Genomic DNA, 21,247 nt, shown 5'->3' on the forward strand with positions numbered 1-21,247 from the left:
CGCAGCAGGGACATGTCGCAAAAGCGGCACAGGCAGGCGTCACACCGCGCGCGGTGGCTTGAACAAGGGGTGCCAGGACCGGCTGGCATGGGACAGGAATGGGGGTGCGAGCGCGCCGCCGCGCACATCGGCCAGGCGCAGCGAGAGCTCTTCGTTGATGGTGTCGTGCACGTCGGCGCCGGCCGGCGGTTCATCGGGATCGATGTCGCAGCTGGACTGGCAGTCGTAATTATCGGGCAGGTAGGCGTCGGCGAAGACGGGTGCGGATGCCAGTTGCACCATCGGCGCGGCGTCGGCAGCGCGCTGCGATGGCGCGGGCGGCAGCATCGCGGATGCGGCCATGGCCAGGGCAAACATGTTCAGGGGGAGCAGCAAGATCAGGCAGATGACGAATACTCGTCTCATATACAGCGGGGAAGTCAATGACCCGCTCATTCTAGCATGGCCCGCGCACGCCATTCGTGCGCGCCACACGCACGGCAGCCCTCTTGTACAATGGCCGCCACCTTACCCACCGGCCCTGCCGGGAAGCACCCGATGCACACATCTGCCCAGCGCATGAGCGCGCTGCTCGACTATCTCGTCGAGCAGGCCAAAGACATAGACCCTTCCGCGTTCACGCTCGCGAAAGTCACCGAATTCAAGAAAACCTTTACCGACCTGGCGACGCTGCCGTGGATCGAGTTCAACGTCGAGACCGAGCAGGATGACCTGTGGCTGCGCGTGCACCGGCTCGAGTCCACATCGCCGCCGTTGCTGGCCGATCCGGCGCTGGCGCCATACCTGCTGATCGGCGGGGACCCGTCGGGCAATCCGCCGGCGCTCAATGACGCCACGCTGGCAGACGCCCGCCATGAAGACGCCGCCCATGCCACCGACGACCAGGCGAAGCAGCGCGTTGAAGAACGCGATGCAGAGCGCCGCGCCCGCGTCGCGCAGGGGCTGGCTGCCTACCTGCCGCCGTGGCAGGAGTGGGCGGCGCGCGAGCGCCCGCGCCGCCAGGTGATCACGCTGTATGCGGACCTGTTCGCTCTGAAGGCCAGGCTCGAATCCGAAGAAGCGGCGCGCCCGCTGGAACTGGTCTGGGGCATGGGCCTGTCGTCGTGGCAGATGCGCACCCCCGCGCCTGTCGACTTCCATTACCCGCTCATCACGCAGGCGCTGGAAATCGACATCGACCCGACCTCACACGCCATCGGCCTGCGGCCCCGCCAGCTCGACGCGCACCTGGAACTCGATGCGTTCGCGGCCTGCGGCGTACCTGGCATCGGCGACGTCGAACGTGCGGCACGCAGCCTGCTGGCCGCGCGCGGCGACAGCACGCTCTCGCCGTTCGCACCCGAGATGATCGAGCCGATCCTCAAGCTGATCGCCGGCCAGATCAGCGCCGATGCGCGCTACGACATGGCCGCCACACAGGCGCCGCCCCCTGGCGAGCGCCTCGTCGTCACGCACGGCTGGGTGATCTTCGCCCGGCCGCGCGCGACGCACTTCCTGATCGACGACATCGCGCGCCTGAAAGACCGTGTGGACGACGCCGAAGCGCTGCCGGACGGGCCGCTGAGCCTTGTCACGCCGCCCGGCAGCGCGGTGCTCGAGCACGAGCCGATCGCGTTTCGCGGCCTGTCCGGCGGCGCGGTCAATGCCGGCGAACCGCGCGAGCTGTACTTCCCGCTGCCGTACAACCGCGAGCAGGAAACCATCGTCCAGCAACTGGAACGTTCGCCCGGCGTCACGGTCCAGGGTCCGCCCGGCACCGGCAAGACGCACACGATCGCCAACATCATCAGCCATTACCTGGCCTCGGGCAAACGCATCCTGGTCACGTCCAAGGGCGAGCCGGCGCTGAAGGTCCTGCAGGAGAAGATTCCCGAATCGATCCGGCCGCTGACCGTTGCCCTGCTCTCGGGCGACAAGGAAGGCATGCGCCAGTTCCAGGCGTCGATCGAAGCGATCATCCACACGCTGTCGCATCTGAACCCGCAGCTCGAGACCGAGGCGATTGCCGCGTGCCGCGTCGCGCTCGACCGCGCGCACGCCGAAACCGCCGCCATCGACACCCGCATCGACGAGATCGCGCATGCGCAACTGGCCGCCGTCAGTGTCGATGGCGTCGAGATGCGCGCGCAGAAGATGGCCGAACTGGTCATCGACGGCAGGGAGCGTTTCGGCTGGTTCGACGACGACCTGTCGCTGGCCCCGCACCACGCGCCGCCATTCGGCGACGAACAGGCGATGGGATTGCGCGAGGCGCGGCGCCGGCTCGGCGCAGATCTGGTGTACTGCAATGCGCGGCTGCCAGCGGCCGACGCCCTGCCATCGGCGCAGGCCATTGGCCGTCTGCACGACACGCTGCTGGCCATGCGCGACATCGAGCGCGACGAAGCCAGCGGCGCGCTGCCGCCGCTGCGCGCGACCACGCCCGACGTGTTTGCCGCGGCACAGGCGTTGCAGACGGCGCTGGCCGGTGCGATTGCCACCGCTGCCGAGGTCGAAGCCTCGGGCGTCGACTGGGCGCACGCCGTGCGCCTTAAATCCCGCCAGTCACAGTTCGTCACCGAGCGCGGCGCGTTCGAGGCGCTGCTCCCCGAGATGGATGCGCTGCTGCGCGCACGCGCCGAATTCATGCAGCGCCCCGTCACGGCGCCGACCGAAGCACTCGGCAATCCAAAAGCCGTCGACGCCATCAACCGCGCGGTCGAGACGGGCAAGCCGTTTGGCCTGCTGTCATTCGGCGGCGGCGACGTCAAACAGCTAATTGCCGCGATCCGCGTGGCCGGCCTGGCGCCAACCTCCAGCGACGACTGGGCCCACGTGCAGCGTTACGCCGCGCTGCAGAACCGCCTGCACTCGTTCGCCGTGCGCTGGAATGCGTTTGCGCCCGACCTGTCGCTGCCGGTCCTGGTGGCCGACGTGGCGCAACTGCGCGCCATCGAGCAGATCCTGACCACCGCCCGCGCTGCGCATGCCCAGGCAACGACGCACGACGTGCAGTTGCCGAGCCTGGCCAAGGCCGTGTTCAGTCAGCCGCCGACGAACGACCTGCTGGGCCGCGAGGCCGATCTGCTGCGCGTGCGCGACTACCTGGCGCGGCACCTGGCGCGCGCCAATCTCGAACAGGCCCGCACCGCCATGGCCGCGCTGCATGGCTTGCTGGCCGGCGCCGATGGCCCGGTCGGCGTGCGTCTGCGTGACTTCGCCGGGCAGACGCTGGGCACACCTGGCCTGGCGGCCGACACGGTCAGCGCCGACTATGCGGCCCTGCTCGCGGAGCTGCGCCGCATAGCTGCGCTGGCGCCCGACCTGGCCGCCGTGCGCGAGTTTGCCGAACAGGTGGCGCAGCATGGCGCGGCGCGGCTGGCAACACGCTTGATGACCATCCCGGTCGACGCCCACGGCGACGACGCCGTATTCCCGGTGCGCTGGCGCGATGCCTGGACCTGGGCGCGCCTCACGAGTTACCTCGACGGCATCGATGCCCGCGACGAGATGCTGGGCCTGGCCGAGCGCCGGCACGAACTCGAACGGGGCCTGGCGCGCCTGTACGAACAACTGGTGTCGAAATCGTCCTGGCTGGCCACGCGCCGCCTGGCCGGCCAGAACGTGCTGAGCGCGCTGGAAACCTACCGCACGTCGATGCGCAAACTGGGCAAGGGCACCGGCGTGAATGCAGGCCGCTACCGGCGCGACGCACAGGAAGCGATGGTCAATGCGCAGGCCGCCGTGCCATGCTGGATCATGAGCCACGCCCGCGTGTCCGAAACACTGCCGGCCAACCTTGGGGCGTTCGACCTCGTCATCGTCGACGAGGCCAGCCAGTCCGACCTGTGGGCGCTGCCGGCGGTCCTGCGCGGCAAGCAGCTCCTGGTGGTTGGCGACGACCGCCAGGTTTCGCCCGAAGCGGGCTTTGTCTCGGCCGCCAAGATCACCGACCTGCGCCGGCGCTTTCTGGCGGGCCAGCCATTCGAAGCGGTGCTCACGGCCGACATGTCGCTGTACGATATCGCCTCGACCGTGTTTGCCGCCTCGAAGGTCATGCTGCGCGAGCACTTCCGCAGCGTCGCGCCCATCATCGCCTACAGCAACCGGGTGTTCTACAAGGGTTTCATCCAGCCGCTGCGCATTCCCAAGGCGTCCGAGCGGCTCGATCCGCCGCTGATTGACGTGTTCGTGGCCAACGGCTACCGCGAAAACAAGGGCCTGAACCGCCCCGAGGCCGAATTCATCGTGGCCGAAATCGACGCCATCCTGCGCGATCCGGCCTATGCCGGGCGCACGCTGGGCGTGGTGTCGCTGCTGGGGCCCGAACAGGCGCAGCTCATCGACAAGATGGTAAGGTCACGCTGCGACATGGCCGAACTGGTCAAGCGCAACTTCGCCTGCGGCGACGCGCGTCTGTTCCAGGGCAGCGAGCGCGATATCATGTTCCTGTCAATGGTCGCCGACAGCAAGCAGCACCACGCGCTGTCCGGCGTGCAGTTCGACCAGCGCTTCAATGTCGCCGCCTCGCGCGCGCGCGACCGCATGTACCTCGTGCGCTCGGTGAAGCTCGAAGAACTGTCCACGCTCGATTTGCGCCGCACGCTGGTCGAACACTTCGCCAAGCCGCTCGAAGCCAATGAGGAAGCAACAAGCCTGATCGAACTGTGCGAATCTGGTTTCGAGCGCGATGTGTACACGGAGTTGTTCGAGCGCGGCTACCGCGTCATTCCGCAAGTGCCGGCGGCCGGCTACCGCATCGATATGGTGGTGGAAGGCGCGCACGACCGGCGTCTGGCGATCGAGCTTGATGGCGACGACTTCCATGGGCCGGACCGGTGGCAGGCCGACATGGGCCGCCAGCGCGTGCTCGAACGCGCCGGCTGGACGTTCTGGCGCTGCTTCGCGTCGACCTGGTCGCTGCAGCGCGCGACGATCCTGGCCGAGCTGCTGGCGCGCCTGGCGGCGATGGGCATCGAGCCGCTCGGGGCCATGGCGCGCACGCCGCTGCTGGTCGAATACCGCGAATGGGGGCGTGATGCGGTGACCAGCATCGATCCGGACATCAGAACCGATGCTGCATCCCCAGCATGATGCCGGTCTGGTTGTCCGACACGCCGGTCACGCCGCCATCTTCGGTCGAGTCGCGCGTCACGCCGATCGGCACGCCGCCATCTGCCTTTGCATAGGACACGGTGGCATACAGGTTGGTGCGCTTGGTCAGCGTGTACCGGGTACGGACCACGAACATCAACGGATCGGCCTCGGTGTCGCTGGCGTTGACGCCGTTCTTGACGTTGATGTAGTAGACCACGCCGGTCACGTCGACCATTGGCGTGAGGTCGACGTTCGCGCCGGCCCACCACGTGTCGGCGCGCACCTGGCTGCCAACCGGCCGCTCGAGCCTGTAATTGCGCAGGCCCAGTTTGAGGTCGGCGCCTTTCGATAGCTCGTAGGCCAGGCCTGCGTGATACACCCTTGAGATGGAGCGGGCGATTGCCGTGCCAGTCACGCCGTTTACGCGCTCTGCTGTGAGCACGTAGCGCAGGCCGCCAACCTGGTGCGCGGCGCCAACCGCGAGTTTGCGGCCATCGGCATTGCTTTCCTGCGATTCGCCGGCGCCGAACGATGCGCCGATCTTCACGCCACCGAACTCGCCCTGGTATTTCACCATATTGTCGAACGCGGTCGTCATGCCGTATTTGCTGCCCAGTGTGCCGCCGCCCGTCGACGCCCACGAGTAGCGCGGTGCGTAGCCCATCGGGTCGAACGGGCTGATGAAGTCATACACAGTCGTAAACGAGCGGCCGATGATCACACGGCCGAACTTGCCTTCAAGACCGACGTTGGCCTGGCGGCGAAACAGCGGGCCATCGATTTCCCCGGTGTCCGACAGCACAGGTGACTCGAACTGGAACACGGCTTTCAGCCCCCCGCCCAGGTCTTCGCTGCCGCGAAAACCGAAGCGCGAATTGTTCGAGCCGCCCGAGGAGACGCGCAGCGAGTTGCCGCCCGATTCCTTTGCATTCGTCACGTATTCGATGCCGGTATCGAGCAGGCCGTAGACCTGCACACTGGTCTGGGCCATGGCGCTGCCACTCACCGCTGCGGCGATGGCCGCTGCGAGCATTGTCTTGTTCATTCTCGTCTCCACTATTTTTGGTATGCGTCCGATATTTTGCATATCGGCGCCCAATAATGCAGTTAGAAGTTTCCAACGTCAACACGCCGGACGGAATTTAACGCTGGAATTTACTTGTAGTGGCGACAATGCATCAGATACGCAAAGGATTCCTAAAAAACATTGAAATAGAAAAATCTGCACGAATCCGATTGCATAAAGACGCATCCAAATGCAATATAGAGATGCAATCGACAAAAACGCGCGCCCTTGGTGGCGGGCCCAACACCGGAGACACAAGACATGCACCCCTTCAAGCAACCTTTGCTGATGAGCGCCCGCGCGCTCGCCATCGGCGCCCTGCTCGCCTGCACCGCGCCAGCCATGGCACAAGCCCCGCTGGAACTGAAGATCATTGCCCCGGCCGGTCCGGGCGGTGGTTGGGACACGGCGTCGCGCTCGCTGCAGCAAGTCATGCTGTCGTCCGGCGCGGCGAAGAACGTCCAGGTGATCAATGTGCCTGGCGCCGGCGGCACAGTTGGCCTCGCACAGTTCGTCAACGGCGCCAAGGGCGACGGCAAGCAGGTCATGACGATGGGCATCACGATGCTCGGCGCCGTGCTCACTAACCGCTCGCCAGTCGGCCTCGACACCGTGACGCCGATCGCGCGCATTACCGCCGATCCGCTCGTCATCGTGGTGCCGGCCAACTCGCCGCACAAGACCATGAAAGACCTGGCCGCGGCCATCAAGGCCGACACGTCGCGTGTCGTCTGGGCCGGCGGTTCTGCCGGCGGCGCCGACCACATCCTGGCCGGCCTGGTCGCGCGCACCGTGGGCGGCGATGTGCGCAAGCTGAACTACGTGCCATTCTCGGGCGGCGGCGAAGCGCTGGCCGAGATGCTGGGCGGCCGCGTCACTGCTGGCGTCTCGGGCTACAACGAGTTCGAAAGCATGATCAAGGCGGGCAAGCTGCGCATACTGGCTGTCGCTTCCGGCCAGCGCGTCCCTGGCATGAACGTGCCGACGCTCAAGGAACAAGGCATTGACGCGGAACTCGTCAACTGGCGCGGCATCGTTGCCGGCCCCGGCATCACGCCGCAGCAGCGCCAGGTACTCTCCGCTGCGGTCGAGAAAACCCTCAAGTCGCCTGAGTGGAGCAAGATCCTCAAGATGCGTGGCTGGGAAGCTGCGTACCTGCCACCTGACCAGTTTGCGGCATTCATGAAAACCGAACAGGCGCACGTCAAGGGCATCCTGGTCTCGATCGGCCTGGCCAAATGAATCCGGGCGCTCCTCGCAAGGTCGCCGCCTGGCGCGCGCCGCTGCTGGTAGGCGTCGGCTTGCTGGGCCTGGCCAGCCTGACCATGTTCGACGCGATGCGCGTAGCATCCGGCGTTGGCCCGGGTGTCGGCCCATCCGCCGCGATGCAGCTGATCGCCCTGATGCTGGGCGCCCTGGGCGTGGCGCACCTGGTCCAGGCGATGCGCGCCAAGCGCACCGCTGCCGTGCGTGAAATCGAAGGTACGGCCAATCTGCGTTCGCTGGCCTGGGTACTTGGTGGCCTGGTGCTGCAAATCGTCACGCTTGCGATCGGCGGCGGGTTCATCCTGTCGTCGGCCATCCTGTTTACCGCGACCGCCTGCGGCTTTGGCCGTTCGCTCAAGTCGTGGGGACCGGTGTATGGCCTGCTCATGAGCAGCATCGTCTACCTGTTCTTTACGAAAGCGTTGTCGCTGTCGCTACCGATGGGTCCATTAGAGCAACTGCTGGGATAAACATTCATGGATACACTTTCACTTCTCGCCGATGGCATCTGGGTGGCAATGCAACCCGGCAACCTGCTGTTCGCCGCCGTTGGCGTACTGCTCGGCACGCTCGTGGGCATCCTGCCTGGCATCGGACCAGCGCTCACCGTTGCACTGCTGTTGCCCGTGACGTTCAAGCTTGACCCGACCGGCTCGATCATCATGTTCGCCGGCATTTACTTTGGCGGCATGTATGGCAGTTCGACCACCGCCATCCTGATCAACACGCCGGGCGAAGCAGCATCGATTGCCACCGCGATCGAAGGCCACAAGATGGCCCTGGCCGGCCGCGCCGGTCCGGCACTGGCCACGGCCGCCATCGGCTCGTTCGTTGCCGGCACCATCGCCACCATCTGCCTGGCGCTGCTGGCGCCAGGCATCGTCGACCTGGCCGTGCAGTTCGGGCCATGGGATTATTTCGGCCTGATGGTCGTCGCATTCGTGACGGTGTCGGCCACCTTCGGCAGCTCGGTGCTGCGCGGCTTGACGAGTCTTGGCCTTGGCCTGTTCCTCGGACTGGTCGGTATCGACAAGCTCACCGGCCAGGCCCGCCTCACGTTCGATACGCCGACGCTGATGGACGGGGTCTCGGTCACCACGCTGGCCGTCGGCCTGTTCGCGATGGGCGAGGCACTGTTCGTCGCATCACGCTACACGGGCGCGGCGGAGAAGATCCAGGCACTGCGCGGCTCGTTGTGGATGTCGCGCGCCGACTGGAAAGCGTCGTGGAAGCCGTGGCTGCGTGGCACGCTGCTGGGCTTCCCGATCGGCGCGCTGCCGGCCGGCGGCGCTGAAGTGCCAACGCTCCTGTCGTACACACTGGAACGCAAATTCTCGAAAAACCCGGAACAATTCGGCAAGGGTGCGATCGAAGGTGTGGCAGGCCCGGAAGCGGCCAACAACGCGTCGGCCACCGGCACGCTGGTGCCGCTGCTGGCCCTCGGCCTGCCCACGTCGGCCACGGCCGCGATGATGCTGGCCGGTTTTCAACAATATGGCCTGACGCCCGGCCCGCTGCTGTTTACAACCAACCCCGAAATGGTCTGGGGCCTGATCGCCAGTTTCCTGATCGGTAACCTGATGCTGCTGGTGCTCAATCTGCCGCTGGTGGGCCTGTGGGTCAAGCTGCTGACGATTCCGCAAGCTTGGCTGTACGGCGGCATCCTCGTCTTTGCCGCGATGGGCACGCTGGCCGCCAATCCGTCGACGACAGAGCTGACGATGCTGGTCGTGTTTGGCCTGACCGGCTACCTGATGCGCTGCCTGGATTATCCCGTCGCGCCAATGGTGGTGGGCCTGATCCTGGGCCCGATGGCAGAGAACCAGTTCCGCCGTGCGCTGCAGGTGAGCATGGGCGACTACTGGGTCTTCTTCAAGCATCCCGGTTCGGCCACGCTGCTGGCCATTGCCGTGATTGCCCTGCTGGCGCCGCTGCTGTTCAAGAGCCTGCGCAAATTCCGGGCCAGCGAGGATTGAGACCATGACGACACCCGCTGCCACTTCCCCGGCGTATCTCGATCACGCCGGCGAGCGGCTGCGCATGGTCGACCTGCCCGGCGGGTTCGGTGAGCGTCTTTACCAGCTGCCCGTCGTACTACGGCTGCTGCTGGAAAACATCCTGCGCAACAGCGCCGGGGACGAACGCCAGGCCGGTATCGACGCCATTTTCGGCTGGCTCGAACACCGCACGAGCCAGGCCGAGATCGCGTTCCAGCCCGGGCGCGTCCTGATGCACGACACCACTAGCACCCCGGCGCTGGTGGACATCGCCGCCATGCGCAACGCGCTCGACGAAGCGGGCTGGCATCCGGCGCTGCTCAATCCCGGACTCCCCGTCGATATCTCGGTGGACCACTCGCTGGCCGTTGAATTCTTTGGCCAGCGCGACGCCGTCGAGCGCAATCTGCAACTGGAAATGCGCCGCAACCGCGAGCGCTATACCTTCCTGCGCTGGGCCTCGAACGTCATGAAGGGCGTGCGCATCCACCCGCCCGGCACCGGCATCATGCACACGATCAATCTCGAACAACTGGCCACCGTCGTCACGACCGAAGAACGTGGCGGTGAGCGCTGGGTGGTGCCGGACGTGATGATCGGCACCGACAGCCACACACCGATGATCAACGGGATCGGGGTGCTGGGCTGGGGCGTCGGCGGCCTGGAAGCGCAGACGGTCATGTTCGGCATGCCAACGATGTTGCGGGTGCCGGATGTGATCGGCGTGCGCCTGAGCGGACGACTCGGCGCCGGCGCCATGGCCACCGACCTGGCGCTGACCGTCACGCAGCGCCTGCGCCAGATCGGCGTGTCGGGCGAATTCGTCGAGTTCTTCGGGCCCGGCGTATCGACACTGAGCGCAGGCGAACGCGCCGTGCTCGCCAATATGGCGCCCGAGTACGGCGCCACGACAGGCTTCTTCCCGGTCGATACCCAGACGCTGACCTATCTCGCGCAAACGAATCGCTCGCCAGAGCAATGTGCATTGGTCGACGCCTACTGCCGCCGCAATGGCTTGTGGTTCGATCCCGACGCGCAGCCGGTCTACACCCGGACGATCGAGATCGACCTGGACCAGGTCGCGATCCACGTCGCCGGGCCCAAACGGCCGCAAGACCTGCTGGCGTATACAGAGACTGCCGCCGCGCTGGCGGCGCTCGGCTTCACGCCCGCAACCCCGGTCACTGGCGCAGGCGCCGGCATGCCGCGCCATCCGGTGGTCATCGCTGCCATCACCAGCTGCACCAACACATCCGATCCGGGTCTGCTGGTCGCTGCCGGCCTGGTGGCGCGCCGCGCGCGGGCGCTGGGCCTGAAGGTGCCAGCCTGGGTCAAGACCTCGCTCGGCCCCGGCTCCCCTGCCGCTGCCACCTATCTTGAACGGGCCGGCCTGCTCGATGACCTGTCGTTTGTCGGCTTCGACATCGTCGGCTACGGCTGCACAACCTGCATCGGCAATTCCGGCGCACTGCCAGACGCAGTGCAACAGGCGCAGGCGCGCGGCGAGATCAAGCCGGTCGCCGTCTTGTCGGGCAACCGCAATTTCCCGGGCCGCGTGCATCCCGACCTGGACCTGGGCTTTTTGATGTCACCGCCCCTGGTGATCGCCTTTGCGCTGGCAGGCAATGCCGAGATCGACCTCGGGCGCGAGCCGGTACAGATCACGCAGGCTGGCCAGCCGGTCTACCTGAAGGATCTGTGGCCGAGCCGCGCTGAAGTCGAAAGTCTGGTCCGCGAGGGTTTGCAGGCCGACGACTTCCCGCGCGCCTTCGCCCGCGCCAGCCTGAACCCGGTCTGGCATGCGCTCAAAGTTCCGGCAACCGCCCTGTATCCGTGGGACCCGGCATCGACCGCCCTGCGCCGTCCGCCGTTCGCGTCGTTCACCGAGCGCAGCCTGCTCGGTCACTACACGGCGTATCCGCTGATGGTGCTGGGCGACGACATCACGACCGACCATATTTCACCGGCCAGCGCGATCCCCAAAGACAGCTTCGTCGCCGACTTTCTGGTGGCGCAAGGCGACGACCGCGATGACCTGAACGTGTTCGCCTCGCGCCGCGGCAACTGGGAAGTGATGGTGCGCGCCGCGTTCTACAGCAAATCGCTGCGCAATCTGCTGCTGCCATCGGCGCCGGTGGGCCAGACCCTGCACGTCCCGAGCGGCGACGTGGCGCCGATCTTCGAGGTGGCCGATCGTTATCGCAAAGCGGGCGACCCGGTGGTGCTGGTGGCCGGTGAACGCTACGGCACCGGTTCATCGCGCGACTGGGCCGCCAAAGGCCAGCGTCTGCTGGGCGTGCGCGCGGTGCTGGCATCGAGCTTTGAACGCATCCACCGCTCGAACCTGATCGGCATGGGCATCCTGCCGCTGCGCCTGCCGGCTGACCGGTCACCGGCGCTGCTGCAGATCGCGCCGGGCGACCGGATCGAGGTGGACGCCGCGCCCGATACGCTGCAGCCGCGCATTGCCATCGCCGTGCGCATTCACCGTGCGGCCGGCGGTGTCGACTCGTTCACTGCCATGGCGGCCGTGGAAACGCGGCTCGAGACCGAGTTGCTGCGCCAGGGCGGGGTCATTCCCTACATTCTCGAGCAAACGATCATGCAGAAGGACCGATCCTGACAGCGGCCATGTCGCCGGCATGGGTCACAAGCCCCAACCGATGGTGAATATAAACGTGGACACCTCCATTCCCAGGCAGATCATCGCCCTGATCAAGAGCGAAGCATGGCCCGTCGGCAGCCATTTGCCGGCGCAGATGCTGGCCGACCGCCTGCGCGTATCGCGCCAGCCCGTCAACAGCGCTCTGGCGCTGCTGCACGAAAAAGGCGTCTTGATGCACGAGCGCAACCGCGGTTACTTCGTGGCGCAGGAACTCCTCGCACCACTCGACGATATCGTGGCCGGGCTGGGCCTGGCCGAATCCGACATCGTCACGAGCGTCTACTTCCAGATCGCCGACGACCTGCTCAAGCACGAATTACCGCTCGCCTGCCCCGAACAACTGATCCGCTCGCGCTATGGTCTGACGGCGGCGCAAGCCAATGCCGTGCTGGCTCGCATCGTCAGCGAAGGCTGGGGCGAACGCAAATTCGGCTATGGCTGGACGTTCTCGACGATGCTGACCACGCCCGACAGCCTGCTGCAGTCGTACCGGCTGCGACTGGCGCTCGAACCGGCCGCGCTGCTGGAACCGGGCTTCAGACTCGAACGGAAGGTGCTCGAACAGTGCCGCGCCACCGAACGCCACCTGCTCGCCGGCGGCATCGACACCGCCACGACGGACGAATTGCACATCCGGGGCGTGCGTTTTCACGAAAGCCTGGTCGAAGCATCCGGCAACCCGTTTTTCATCGACACGATCAAACGCGTCAACCGCGTGCGCCGCCTGATGTCGTACCGCTCGATGAAGCAGCGTGACCGTTATCCGGAACACTGCCGGCAGCACCTGTACATCCTTGACCTGCTCGCGCAGGAGAAAAACGAGGACGCATCGAATTTCATGCGCGAGCATCTTGTGCACACGCTCGACTCGATGGCGAAGATCGAGAATATCCTCCAGACCGGCAATCTTCCCTCACCCTGAGCCCCGACCATGAAACTGACCGCTTCCCTCCGTTCGGCCTTCACCCCCACCGGCACGCTGCGTGCCGCGATCAATCTGGGCAATCCGATTCTCGCCCGCCGCGACGCCGACGGCGCCGTGCGCGGCGTTTCAGTCGATCTGGCCACACGCTTTGCCGCGCTGCTTGGCGCGGAGCTGGAACTGGTCGTGGTCGATGCTGCCGGCAAATCGGTGGACGTGGTGCTGGCGGAACAGGCCGACATCGGCTTCTTCGCCATCGATCCGCTGCGTGGCGAGCATATCGCCTTCACCGCCCCTTACGTGCTGATCGAAGGCTACTACCTGGTGCGCAACGATTCACCGTTGGGCGCCAACGACGAGGTCGATGCCGCCGGCCACCGCGTCGTGGTCGGCAAGGGCAGCGCCTATGATTTGTACCTCACACGTACCCTGGAGCACGCGCAGATCGTGCGCTCGCCAACGTCGCCGACCGTGGTCGACACGTTCATCGAGCAAGGCGCCGACGTGGCGGCCGGCGTACGCCAGCAACTCGAAGCCGATGCGCGGCGCCTGGGCGGCCTGCGTTTGCTCGGCGAACGCTTCATGGTCATCCAGCAGGCGATGGGCACACCAAAGAGCCGGGGCGAGGATGCCGCAGCATTTCTGGCGCATTTCATCGACACCATGAAAGCCAGCGGTTTTGTGGCCGAGGCGCTGGCGCGCCATGGCATCGAAGGTGCATCGGTTGCACCAGCGCGTTGAGATGCTTACTGAGGAAACGCCACCGTCACCACACAGCCTTGACCATCTGCCTTCCGGGCAATCATGACCGTGGCCCCGTGCTGGTCGGCGATCTGGCGCACGATGCTCAGCCCCAGGCCGGCGCCCGACTTGCCACCGGGCCGTAGCCGGTAATAGGGACGGAACACGTTTTCCGTTTCCTCGTCCGGCACCGGGTCGCCATCGTTGGACACACGCAGCAGGCATTGGCCCTCGCTGCAATCGATGGCCACGTCGATGTCGCCGCGCGCCAGGCCATGCCGGGACGCGTTTTCGATCAGGTTGCGCAGCAGCTGCTGCAGGCGGTACGGGTCGCCCTGCACGCTGCAATCGTGCGTGGCGGACAAGCCGAGTGACTGGCCGCGCCGGTCGAGCAAGGGTTCCTGCAGCGCCATCACGTCGCGGCAGACTTCGGCCAGCGAAACCTGGCGCTGCAACTGCATGTCGGTGCCGGACGCGAGCCGGCTGAACGTCAGCAGCTGCTCGGCCAGCTGCGTCGTGCGTTCGAGCGCCCCCACCGCCTCGCCAAGCGACGCATCGCACTCGGCCTGATTGGCCGCGCGCAGCGCATTCTGCACATGCAGCTGCACCGCCGCAATCGGCGTGCGGATCTCGTGCGCCGCCGCATCGATGAATTGCTGCTCACGCTCGAACGCCGCAGCGACCCGCTGCAACAGGCTGTTGAGTTCATCGACCACCGGCGCCAGCTCGCGTGGCAGGTCGGGTAGCTCGACGGGCTCGAGCGACTCCGGCTCGCGCCGGGCTATCGCATCGGCCAGCGTGCGCAGCGGCGCCAGGTTCGTCGCCAGCACCAGGTTGACCGCCAGCACCAGCAGGATGCCGCCGATGATGACGGGCGCCAGCACCGACGCGCCGAGCTGCTCGACCATCTCTTCGCGCACCTCGTCCTTCTCGGCCACGACCACCCACACATGGCCCGATTTGAGGGCAAACACCTGCCACAGGGTCTCGCCCAGCAGCTTGCTGGTATAGCCTGCCGCCAGGGGCCCGAGCGGCGCTTCCGGCGCCGACGCCGAGCGGGCCAGCAGGCGCCCGTCGGCGTTCCAGACCTGGAAGGCGATCTTGTGTTCGTACGGGTGGCCATACGGCGTTGCGCCGCCCGAGTAGCCGAGCCCCTGCGGAATCGGGACCACGATGGGCGCGCCGATGGTGGCCGTCTCGAGCTGGTGGGCGACCAGCGTTTCGAGCACGCGCGCCGAACTGGCCAGGCGCGCGCTGAAGAATTCTTCGGACTCGTAGCGGGCAAACCAGTGGGCTGCCAGCGAGATACCCCCGAGAATCAGGAGCATGCACGCCATCGTGCGCACGATCAGGCGCCTGCGGATCGAATAGCGACGCCCGCTCATGCAGCTGGATTCCCGATGCGGTAGCCAAGCCCGCGCACCGTCTTGATAAGGTCAGGGTCAGTCTTGCGCCGCACATGGTGCACGTAGACGTCGATGGCATTGCTGGCCACGCCCTCGCCCCAGCCGTACAACGACGCTTCGAGTTCGCTGCGGGTAAACACCTTGTTGGGCTGCTCGACGAGCCGCCGAAGCAGCATGAATTCGCGGTGCTGCAGATCGATCGGCTGGTTTTTCCAGCTGACCGCCATGCCCGCGAGATCCAGCGCCAGATCGCCAAAACGCAGCTGGTTGACCGACAGGCCGGCGCGGCGCCGTTCCAGTACCCGCACCCGCGCCAGCAATTCATCGACATCGAACGGCTTGATCAGGTAATCGTCGGCGCCCAGGTCGAGTGCGACGATCCGGTCGCGCACCGCATCGCGCGCCGACAGCACCAGCACCGGCACGGCGTTGCCAGCGCGCCGCACCCGGGCCAGCACATCGATGCCGTCCAGGCGCGGCAGGCCGAGGTCGAGGATGGCCAGGTCGAACGCATTGTGTTCCAGCGCGGCGACCGCCGCCACGCCGTCGCCCACGTGCTCGACCGTGTAACAGGCCCGCCCGAGGGCGAGCTTCAGGCCCGAAGCCAGCGATTCGTCATCTTCGACAAGTAGTATTCGCATCCCGCGCGTCTCCAGCAGGTTGTTATTTGCGCTTGGCCGCGACCTGCGCCAGCAACGCTTCGGCTTCGGCACGCCGCCCTGCATCGGCCAGCTTGCGGCCAGGCCGCGCCGGCGCCTGCAGCGCCTTGCGCAGGCAGCGCTCGGCGCCGGCAAAGTCACCCTGACGATACAAAAAGTCGCCCAGGAAGTAGTTGGCGTCGATGCCGTCCGGGTTCAGCGCCAGCCCCTGCTGCAGGTACTCGCGCGCCTTGTCCTTGTCGCCAAAGCCGATCGGCCACCCCGGCACCTGATAATACAGGCTCCCGAGGCTCGTGTAAGCCGAACCGCCCAACGCCTTCGGGTCGGCCTGCAGCGCCGCTTCGAAATCCTTCTTCGCTGTTTTGGCCAGGCCCAGCGCGCCCAGGCCGCCCTTGGCGCCGGCGTGGCTGGCCACGACGATGCCATGCCAGATCAGCACGCCGGCGCTGTCGGGATAGCGCGACAGCACCGTGTCCGCTTCGGCGCTCAGCGCCTCGAATGCGCGCTCCTGCCCACCGGCGGGCGCGCCGTACTTCACTTGTTCCCAGCGTTGTTGCAGCGTACTGACGGCGTCGTCGGCGGGTGCGGCCAGGGCAACGTTGAAGGCTGCCATGCCCAATACGAATGTGGTGAGTGTGCGATGCGATAATTTCATGATGACCTCGGTTGTGCGCGCCGGACAGGCGCCGGCATGTGTTTGCGAATGACAGGCAACTGGCCGCGGATGGCCCGGTCGGGCAAGCCCGGCAGCAGGTGGTTGAGCAGGACCAGCAGCGCTTCCTTCAGCCCCGGCTTGTGCTCCCACGCCGAGCCTTCGATGAACGCGCATAGCTGGCGCGCCACATCGGCCGGCTCGTCCAGCGCCACGCCCATCTCGGCGTTCATCGCCTCGACCGGGCCGGCATTGATCGGCGTGCGGGTCGCGCGCGGGATGAAGTGCCGCACCTCGACCCCGGTATCGGCCAGCTCGCGCCGCAGCGCCTGCGTGAAACCGCGCAGGCCAGCCTTGCTGGCGCAGTAGCCGGCAAACCCGGGGTAGCCCAGATAGCCGAACAGCGAGCCGACATTGATGACCTGCGCGCTCGTTGCGCTGCGCAGCTGGGGCAGCAGACGCTGCGTGAGCAGCATCGGCGCCAGCAGGTTGACCTCGAGCAGATTGCGCAGCGCCGCCGGATCCTGGCTCTGGAACGCATGAAAGTCATTGATGCCGGCGTTGTTGATCAACAGATTGACGCCACCCAGCTCGCTCGCCGCCGCGACCACGGCGTCAAGCGTGGCCGCCTGCGTGGCGTCGCCCACGACGATCCGCACCAGATGCGGTCCAAGCCGTGCACGCAGCGTCTCGAGCACCCCGCGATTGCGGCCGACGAGCACCATCGACGCGCAGTACGGCGCCAGGGCCACCGCAAGCGCCTGGCCGATGCCTCCGCTCGCGCCGGTCAGGACCAGCCGCCATTTCATGTGCGCCATGCTAGACCCCGGCCAGGCTGGCGCTGCGCTGCGGCAGGCTGCGGAAGATGTCGCCGTACAGGCGATACATCATGCGCGCGCTGTGGATGATCGCCTCGCGGTCGGCGGCCCGCTCGACCCGGTTCATCAGGCTCACGAAGAACGCGACATGGGCCAGGTCGAGACTGCCGTGCGACGTCAGGTAGCTGAACGCGGCATCCGGCAGATCCAGGCGCAGCTGGATGGTCTGCGCGGCCTGCGTCGCCAGCGCGGTGCTGGTGCCTTCCAGCACGTGCACCATGCCGAAGAAGCCAAGCGGGTTGCCGCGGTCGATCCCGTGGTAGGCGTAGGCCACCATCAGTTCGGTCGCCGGCAGCGGCCGTGAATCGCGCGCCAGCTTCGGGTCGCCGCCACAGGCGGCGATATCGGACAGAATCCACTCCTCGTGGCCGATTTCTTCTTCGATGTATTCGGCGATGGCCTGGCGCAGCCACCCTTGCTCGTCACCCAGCCGGCTGCCGCATGCCATCATCAAAGGGACCGTGTGCTTGACGTGGTGATAGGCCTGCGTCAGGAAGGCCACGTACTGGGCCAGGTCGATGTCGCCCGTCAGTGCCTGCTGTATCAGCGGCGTGCCAAGCAGTTGCTGGCGCTGGGGTTCGGTGTGCTGGCACAGGATGTCGTAGAACTGCATACATTGCTCCTTCAGGACTGGTAAATTTGTTCGATGTGCGCCGCGCAGCGCAAGCGCGCCGTGTCGCGCCGCAGGCGTCCGTTGACGGTCGCGGTGCCATCGGCTTCGCTGAACGGCGCGGTACGGAACCACGCGCCGATGCGCGCATAATCGGGCAACTCCTGGTTGACCCGTTCGACGGCGGCGTCGATCACCGCATCCGGCGCATCCGCCTGCAGCGGCACGATGGCCGCCGCCAGGTAAGCGCGGGCGTCGCCGACCACCATCGCCTGGGCCATGACGCCCGTGCCGAGCAACAGCGACTCGGGCCACTCGGGCGACACGTTGCGCCCGTAGGCGGTGACCAGCACATTGTTCTTGCGCCCGTCGATGTACAGGTAGCCGTCGGCATCGAGATGGCCGATGTCGCCGGTGCCCAGCCAGGTGTCCTGGCCAGGCGCGTGGTCTCCCGAAGCCTGGCCCAAATAGCCCGCCATGACGCCGCCGCCGACTTCAATCTCGCCGTCCGGCGCGATGCGCACGCTGCGATTCGATAGTGGTTTGCCGGCGCTGCCGATCCGCGCCCGCCCCGGCAGATTGAGCGACACGACCGAGCCGCACTCCGAGAGGCCGTAGCCTTCGTACACGGGGAAACCCCTGGCCTGCGCCGCTTCGATCAGCGCCTTGGGCGTTCTTGCCCCGCCGACGGCGATGAACTTGAGACTGGCAATGCGTGGATCGTCCGGCCGGACCGCGGCCACCAGCGCCTGCAGCATCTGCGGCAACAGGATCACGCTCTCGGCGCGCGTGGCTGCAATGGCGGCAAGACAGATACCGGGATCGAACGACGCCGCGCCGCGCAGACCGGTCATGGCCAGCGGCAGGCTGATATTGAGCGCGCCCGACAGCATGGCCGTGTAGGTACCGGCGATGTTTTCAAGCAGGACCGACAACGGCAGCAGGTTCAGATGGCGCCGGATCTCCAGGCCGGCCAGGGCATCGGCCAGCACCTGCGCCAGCGCCCACTGCTGGCTGGAACCCAGGCACACGCCTTTTGGCTGGGCGGTGGTGCCCGACGTGAACGTCACTTTCTGCACGCCGTGCGGCACGGTGCAAGGCAGCCTGGGGCCCGCATGCAACGCTAATGCGCCGGGCGTGGCGACTGCCGTGGTGTAACCGAGCGCGCCCGCCAGCGCCACATCGGCGCAGAACAGGCCATCGACGGCGGCCTGTGTCAGCGCATGGCGCCACTGGGGCGGCGTGAAGAACGATGGCAGCGGCACCAGCGTCATGCCTGCCTCGTGCACGGCAAGGTCGATGGCAATCCATTCGGGTCCGTTGTCGGCCAGGATCGCCAGCGCAGCGCCCGGGCGGAATGTCGCCCGCAGCAGTTGTGCCAGCGCCTCGACACGCTCGATGAGCATGCTCGCGCTCCAGCTGCCGTGCGCGCCTTCCAGCACGGCGCCGCTTGGGGGGAGATTAGCGCGCCAGTTGATCATGACCGAATCCAATGTTGCCGAACATGACTTGCGGATGGGTCGCGTAATAGCTGCCCCATGCCCCCTGCGCCTGCCCCAGGCGCGCCGGATCGGCGTCCGCCAGCACCGACGGTGCCAGCCGCAGCCGTGCGAATGAATTGAGCAGTGCGCGCGTTGCGGTGAACGTGACCCAGACCAGGCCCTGGCAATGCAGCTGGTGCGTCATGGCCACGATCAGGGCACGCGCGGCGCCCGCATCGGTACTGGCCAGATTGCCCACTTCGACGATGCTGCCGCGTGCGACCGGCCGGCCGGTGCGCGCGCCGATTTCGCTCTCGACCGGGCCGTCCAGATAATGTTCGAGAAACAGCCGGCCTTCGCCTGCCAGCGAATAACCGAGCGCCGCTACCCAGCGCCCGGCGCTGTCGCGACGGCCGGCGAGCGTATGGCAGAAATGCTGCAGGGTGGCGCCGTAGACGCGGGCAAACTCGGCGGCGATGAAGGCTTCGAGCGATGCGCGTTCCGGATGGTCCGGCGCCACGAGTTCAAGAGTGCGCCCGGCCCCGGCTGCGGCGGGTGGCGTGGCGCTGGCGCGGGTCGCGCATGGCATGGTGGTCGACACTGGTCACTCCTTTTGTTGTTCCCATGGTGAAACTTATGGGGGCAACATTAAGGCCAGATTAATCGACGCCGGCAGTGCGGAGGGTCAGCGGGACAGCCCGTGGCCGGTGCTTAGCGCCAGGCACTGTCGGCCCCGGCATCGAAGACGAGAAAGCGCGACGGCCCGTCCCTGAAATTATTATCCGAGGCAATCACCAGTGAACGGTGGCCGTTGGCCAGCCTGGGCCCCCATGCCATCGCCTCGTAATTGTCGGACCACCCGGCCGGCAGCTGCGCATTGCCCAGCAACTGGCGTTTGACGGCCGGCCGCACGCCAGCGGCAATCGGCGCGTCCGGGTCGAGCGCGGTGGCGCCCTGCAGGTCGACGTCGTACACGCGCACATCGAACATAAAATCCTGCGCTGTCTGGCGGCCGGCGCGCTCGATCACCAGCAGGCGGTGCGGCCCGATGGCCAGGATCTCGGCAATGCCGTTTTCGCTGTAACCGCCCGGGCGGCCCGGCGGCAATACCGGCTCGAGCGGGTACGCGTATTGCGCCAGGATGCGGCCCTGCCGGTCGAGCAGACTCAAGCGCGCGAGCGCGCCCTCGCCCGGCGCCGACGCCTGGCCGTCCTGGATCAACGCACCTTCCATCGCCAGCCACAGGTGCTGGCCATCGGCACTGAAACTCAGGCCCTCCGGCCCCGCATTGCTGCGCCCACCGGCTGGCGCATCGGGCTGGATCTGCAGCGCTGCGGGAAATGGCGGCGCGCTGAGAGGCGTGCCATCCATGCCGGTGCGGGCCAACAGCATCGGCGAGCGCGCGGCGCGATCGCCTTCGCCGGCAAACCAGAGACTGCGCTCAAGTGGATCGATGCGCAGCGTCTCCAGGTCGGCCACCTGCCCGGGCTCGCCGCGCCGCGCATACGGCGCGCCGCCAGCCTGCACCAGCGGCTGCATGCCGGTGATCTGCACGCCCGCAACGCGTTGCGCGTCGTAATCGATGCGGGCGCGGTAGAAACGCGTCGGACCATGCACGCCCCGATCGTCGCTGATGATGAGCCATTGCCTGGTCACGCTGTCGTAATCGATGCCGGACAAACCACCGACGCGCGTCTCGCCGACGCGCATGTCACCCGCCAGTTGCGCGGTGCCGATCAGGCGCAGGTTGGGAGAAGGCGTGCTGCAGGCAGTGAGCAGCAGCGCAGCAGAAATGGCGAAAAGCCGGCGAATGAAGGTCATGGCAGTC

The 21,247-nt window shown here is 66.7% G+C and carries 17 protein-coding genes; 7 read left to right on the forward strand and 10 right to left on the reverse strand.

Going from position 1 to position 21,247, the window contains the following annotated elements; translation table 11 throughout:
• Positions 1–39 precede the first annotated feature (39 nt).
• Positions 40–405 (reverse strand): hypothetical protein, encoded by a 366-nt coding sequence (locus NX775_RS01545; RefSeq protein ID WP_258834388.1) that lies wholly within the window; start codon positions 403–405, stop codon positions 40–42.
• 132 nt (positions 406–537) lie between these two features.
• Between NX775_RS01545 and NX775_RS01550 the strand changes: the two genes are divergently transcribed.
• A complete protein-coding gene (locus tag NX775_RS01550) occupies positions 538–5,073 on the forward strand; it encodes a PDDEXK-like endonuclease domain-containing protein (RefSeq protein ID WP_258834389.1) in 4,536 nt (1,511 codons plus the stop codon).
• Here the strand turns inward: NX775_RS01550 and NX775_RS01555 are convergent.
• Positions 5,045–6,121, reverse strand: coding sequence for a porin (locus NX775_RS01555; protein ID WP_258834390.1), 1,077 nt, complete (start codon positions 6,119–6,121; stop codon positions 5,045–5,047). The genes NX775_RS01550 and NX775_RS01555 overlap by 29 nt on opposite strands.
• Positions 6,122–6,403: 282 nt before the next feature.
• Here NX775_RS01555 and NX775_RS01560 point away from each other — a divergent pair, with 282 nt between their 5' ends.
• The 6 genes from NX775_RS01560 to NX775_RS01585 are packed head-to-tail and all read left to right on the forward strand — an operon-like array spanning position 6,404 to position 13,733.
• Entirely contained in the window at positions 6,404–7,384 is a 981-nt protein-coding gene (locus NX775_RS01560; protein ID WP_258834391.1) for a Bug family tripartite tricarboxylate transporter substrate binding protein, read from the forward strand.
• The gene (locus NX775_RS01565) at positions 7,381–7,878 is read left to right on the forward strand and encodes a tripartite tricarboxylate transporter TctB family protein (RefSeq protein WP_258834392.1); all 498 of its coding nucleotides are present in this window, start codon (positions 7,381–7,383) and stop codon (positions 7,876–7,878) included. The genes NX775_RS01560 and NX775_RS01565 overlap by 4 nt, the downstream gene beginning before the upstream one ends.
• Before the next feature lie 6 nt (positions 7,879–7,884).
• Positions 7,885–9,384, forward strand: a complete 1,500-nt coding sequence (locus NX775_RS01570; RefSeq protein ID WP_258834393.1) for a tripartite tricarboxylate transporter permease — start codon at positions 7,885–7,887, stop codon at positions 9,382–9,384.
• Between the two features lie 4 nt (positions 9,385–9,388).
• Complete coding sequence (acnA, locus tag NX775_RS01575; protein WP_258834394.1) at positions 9,389–12,028, forward strand: aconitate hydratase AcnA; 2,640 nt, start codon at positions 9,389–9,391, stop codon at positions 12,026–12,028.
• Between the two features lie 40 nt (positions 12,029–12,068).
• Positions 12,069–12,992 carry a GntR family transcriptional regulator gene (locus tag NX775_RS01580; RefSeq protein WP_258834395.1) on the forward strand — a complete coding sequence of 308 codons (924 nt, stop codon included), beginning with the start codon at positions 12,069–12,071 and terminating at the stop codon, positions 12,990–12,992.
• Positions 12,993–13,001: 9 nt separating this feature from the next.
• The gene (locus NX775_RS01585; protein ID WP_258834396.1) at positions 13,002–13,733 is read left to right on the forward strand and encodes a transporter substrate-binding domain-containing protein; all 732 of its coding nucleotides are present in this window, start codon (positions 13,002–13,004) and stop codon (positions 13,731–13,733) included.
• Between the two features lie 5 nt (positions 13,734–13,738).
• Here NX775_RS01585 and NX775_RS01590 read toward each other — a convergent pair whose 3' ends face one another.
• The 8 genes from NX775_RS01590 to NX775_RS01625 all read right to left on the reverse strand — a co-directional run bounded on the left by NX775_RS01590 (position 13,739) and on the right by NX775_RS01625 (position 21,240).
• A complete protein-coding gene (locus NX775_RS01590) occupies positions 13,739–15,118 on the reverse strand; it encodes a sensor histidine kinase (RefSeq protein ID WP_258834397.1) in 1,380 nt (459 codons plus the stop codon).
• Positions 15,115–15,780 carry a response regulator gene (locus tag NX775_RS01595; protein ID WP_258834398.1) on the reverse strand — a complete coding sequence of 222 codons (666 nt, stop codon included), beginning with the start codon at positions 15,778–15,780 and terminating at the stop codon, positions 15,115–15,117. Before NX775_RS01595 ends, NX775_RS01590 begins: the two co-directional genes overlap by 4 nt.
• A gap of 22 nt (positions 15,781–15,802) precedes the next feature.
• Complete coding sequence (locus tag NX775_RS01600) at positions 15,803–16,453, reverse strand: tetratricopeptide repeat protein (protein ID WP_258834399.1); 651 nt, start codon at positions 16,451–16,453, stop codon at positions 15,803–15,805.
• Positions 16,450–17,268, reverse strand: coding sequence for an SDR family oxidoreductase (locus tag NX775_RS01605; protein ID WP_258834400.1), 819 nt, complete (start codon positions 17,266–17,268; stop codon positions 16,450–16,452). Before NX775_RS01605 ends, NX775_RS01600 begins: the two co-directional genes overlap by 4 nt.
• Before the next feature lies 1 nt (position 17,269).
• On the reverse strand, positions 17,270–17,941 hold the full coding sequence (locus NX775_RS01610; protein WP_258834401.1) for an iron-containing redox enzyme family protein: 672 nt from the start codon (positions 17,939–17,941) through the stop codon (positions 17,270–17,272).
• An 11-nt stretch (positions 17,942–17,952) separates the two neighbouring features.
• Complete coding sequence (locus NX775_RS01615) at positions 17,953–19,419, reverse strand: AMP-binding protein (RefSeq protein WP_258834402.1); 1,467 nt, start codon at positions 19,417–19,419, stop codon at positions 17,953–17,955.
• On the reverse strand, positions 19,400–20,020 hold the full coding sequence (locus NX775_RS01620) for a thermostable hemolysin (protein WP_258834403.1): 621 nt from the start codon (positions 20,018–20,020) through the stop codon (positions 19,400–19,402). Before NX775_RS01620 ends, NX775_RS01615 begins: the two co-directional genes overlap by 20 nt.
• Positions 20,021–20,130: 110 nt before the next feature.
• The gene (locus NX775_RS01625; protein WP_258834404.1) at positions 20,131–21,240 is read right to left on the reverse strand and encodes an esterase-like activity of phytase family protein; all 1,110 of its coding nucleotides are present in this window, start codon (positions 21,238–21,240) and stop codon (positions 20,131–20,133) included.
• Between the last annotated feature and the right edge of the window lie 7 nt (positions 21,241–21,247).

The sequence above is a fragment of the Massilia aurea genome (genome assembly GCF_024753205.1).
GTDB classification, from domain to species: domain Bacteria; phylum Pseudomonadota; class Gammaproteobacteria; order Burkholderiales; family Burkholderiaceae_D; genus Telluria; species Telluria aurea.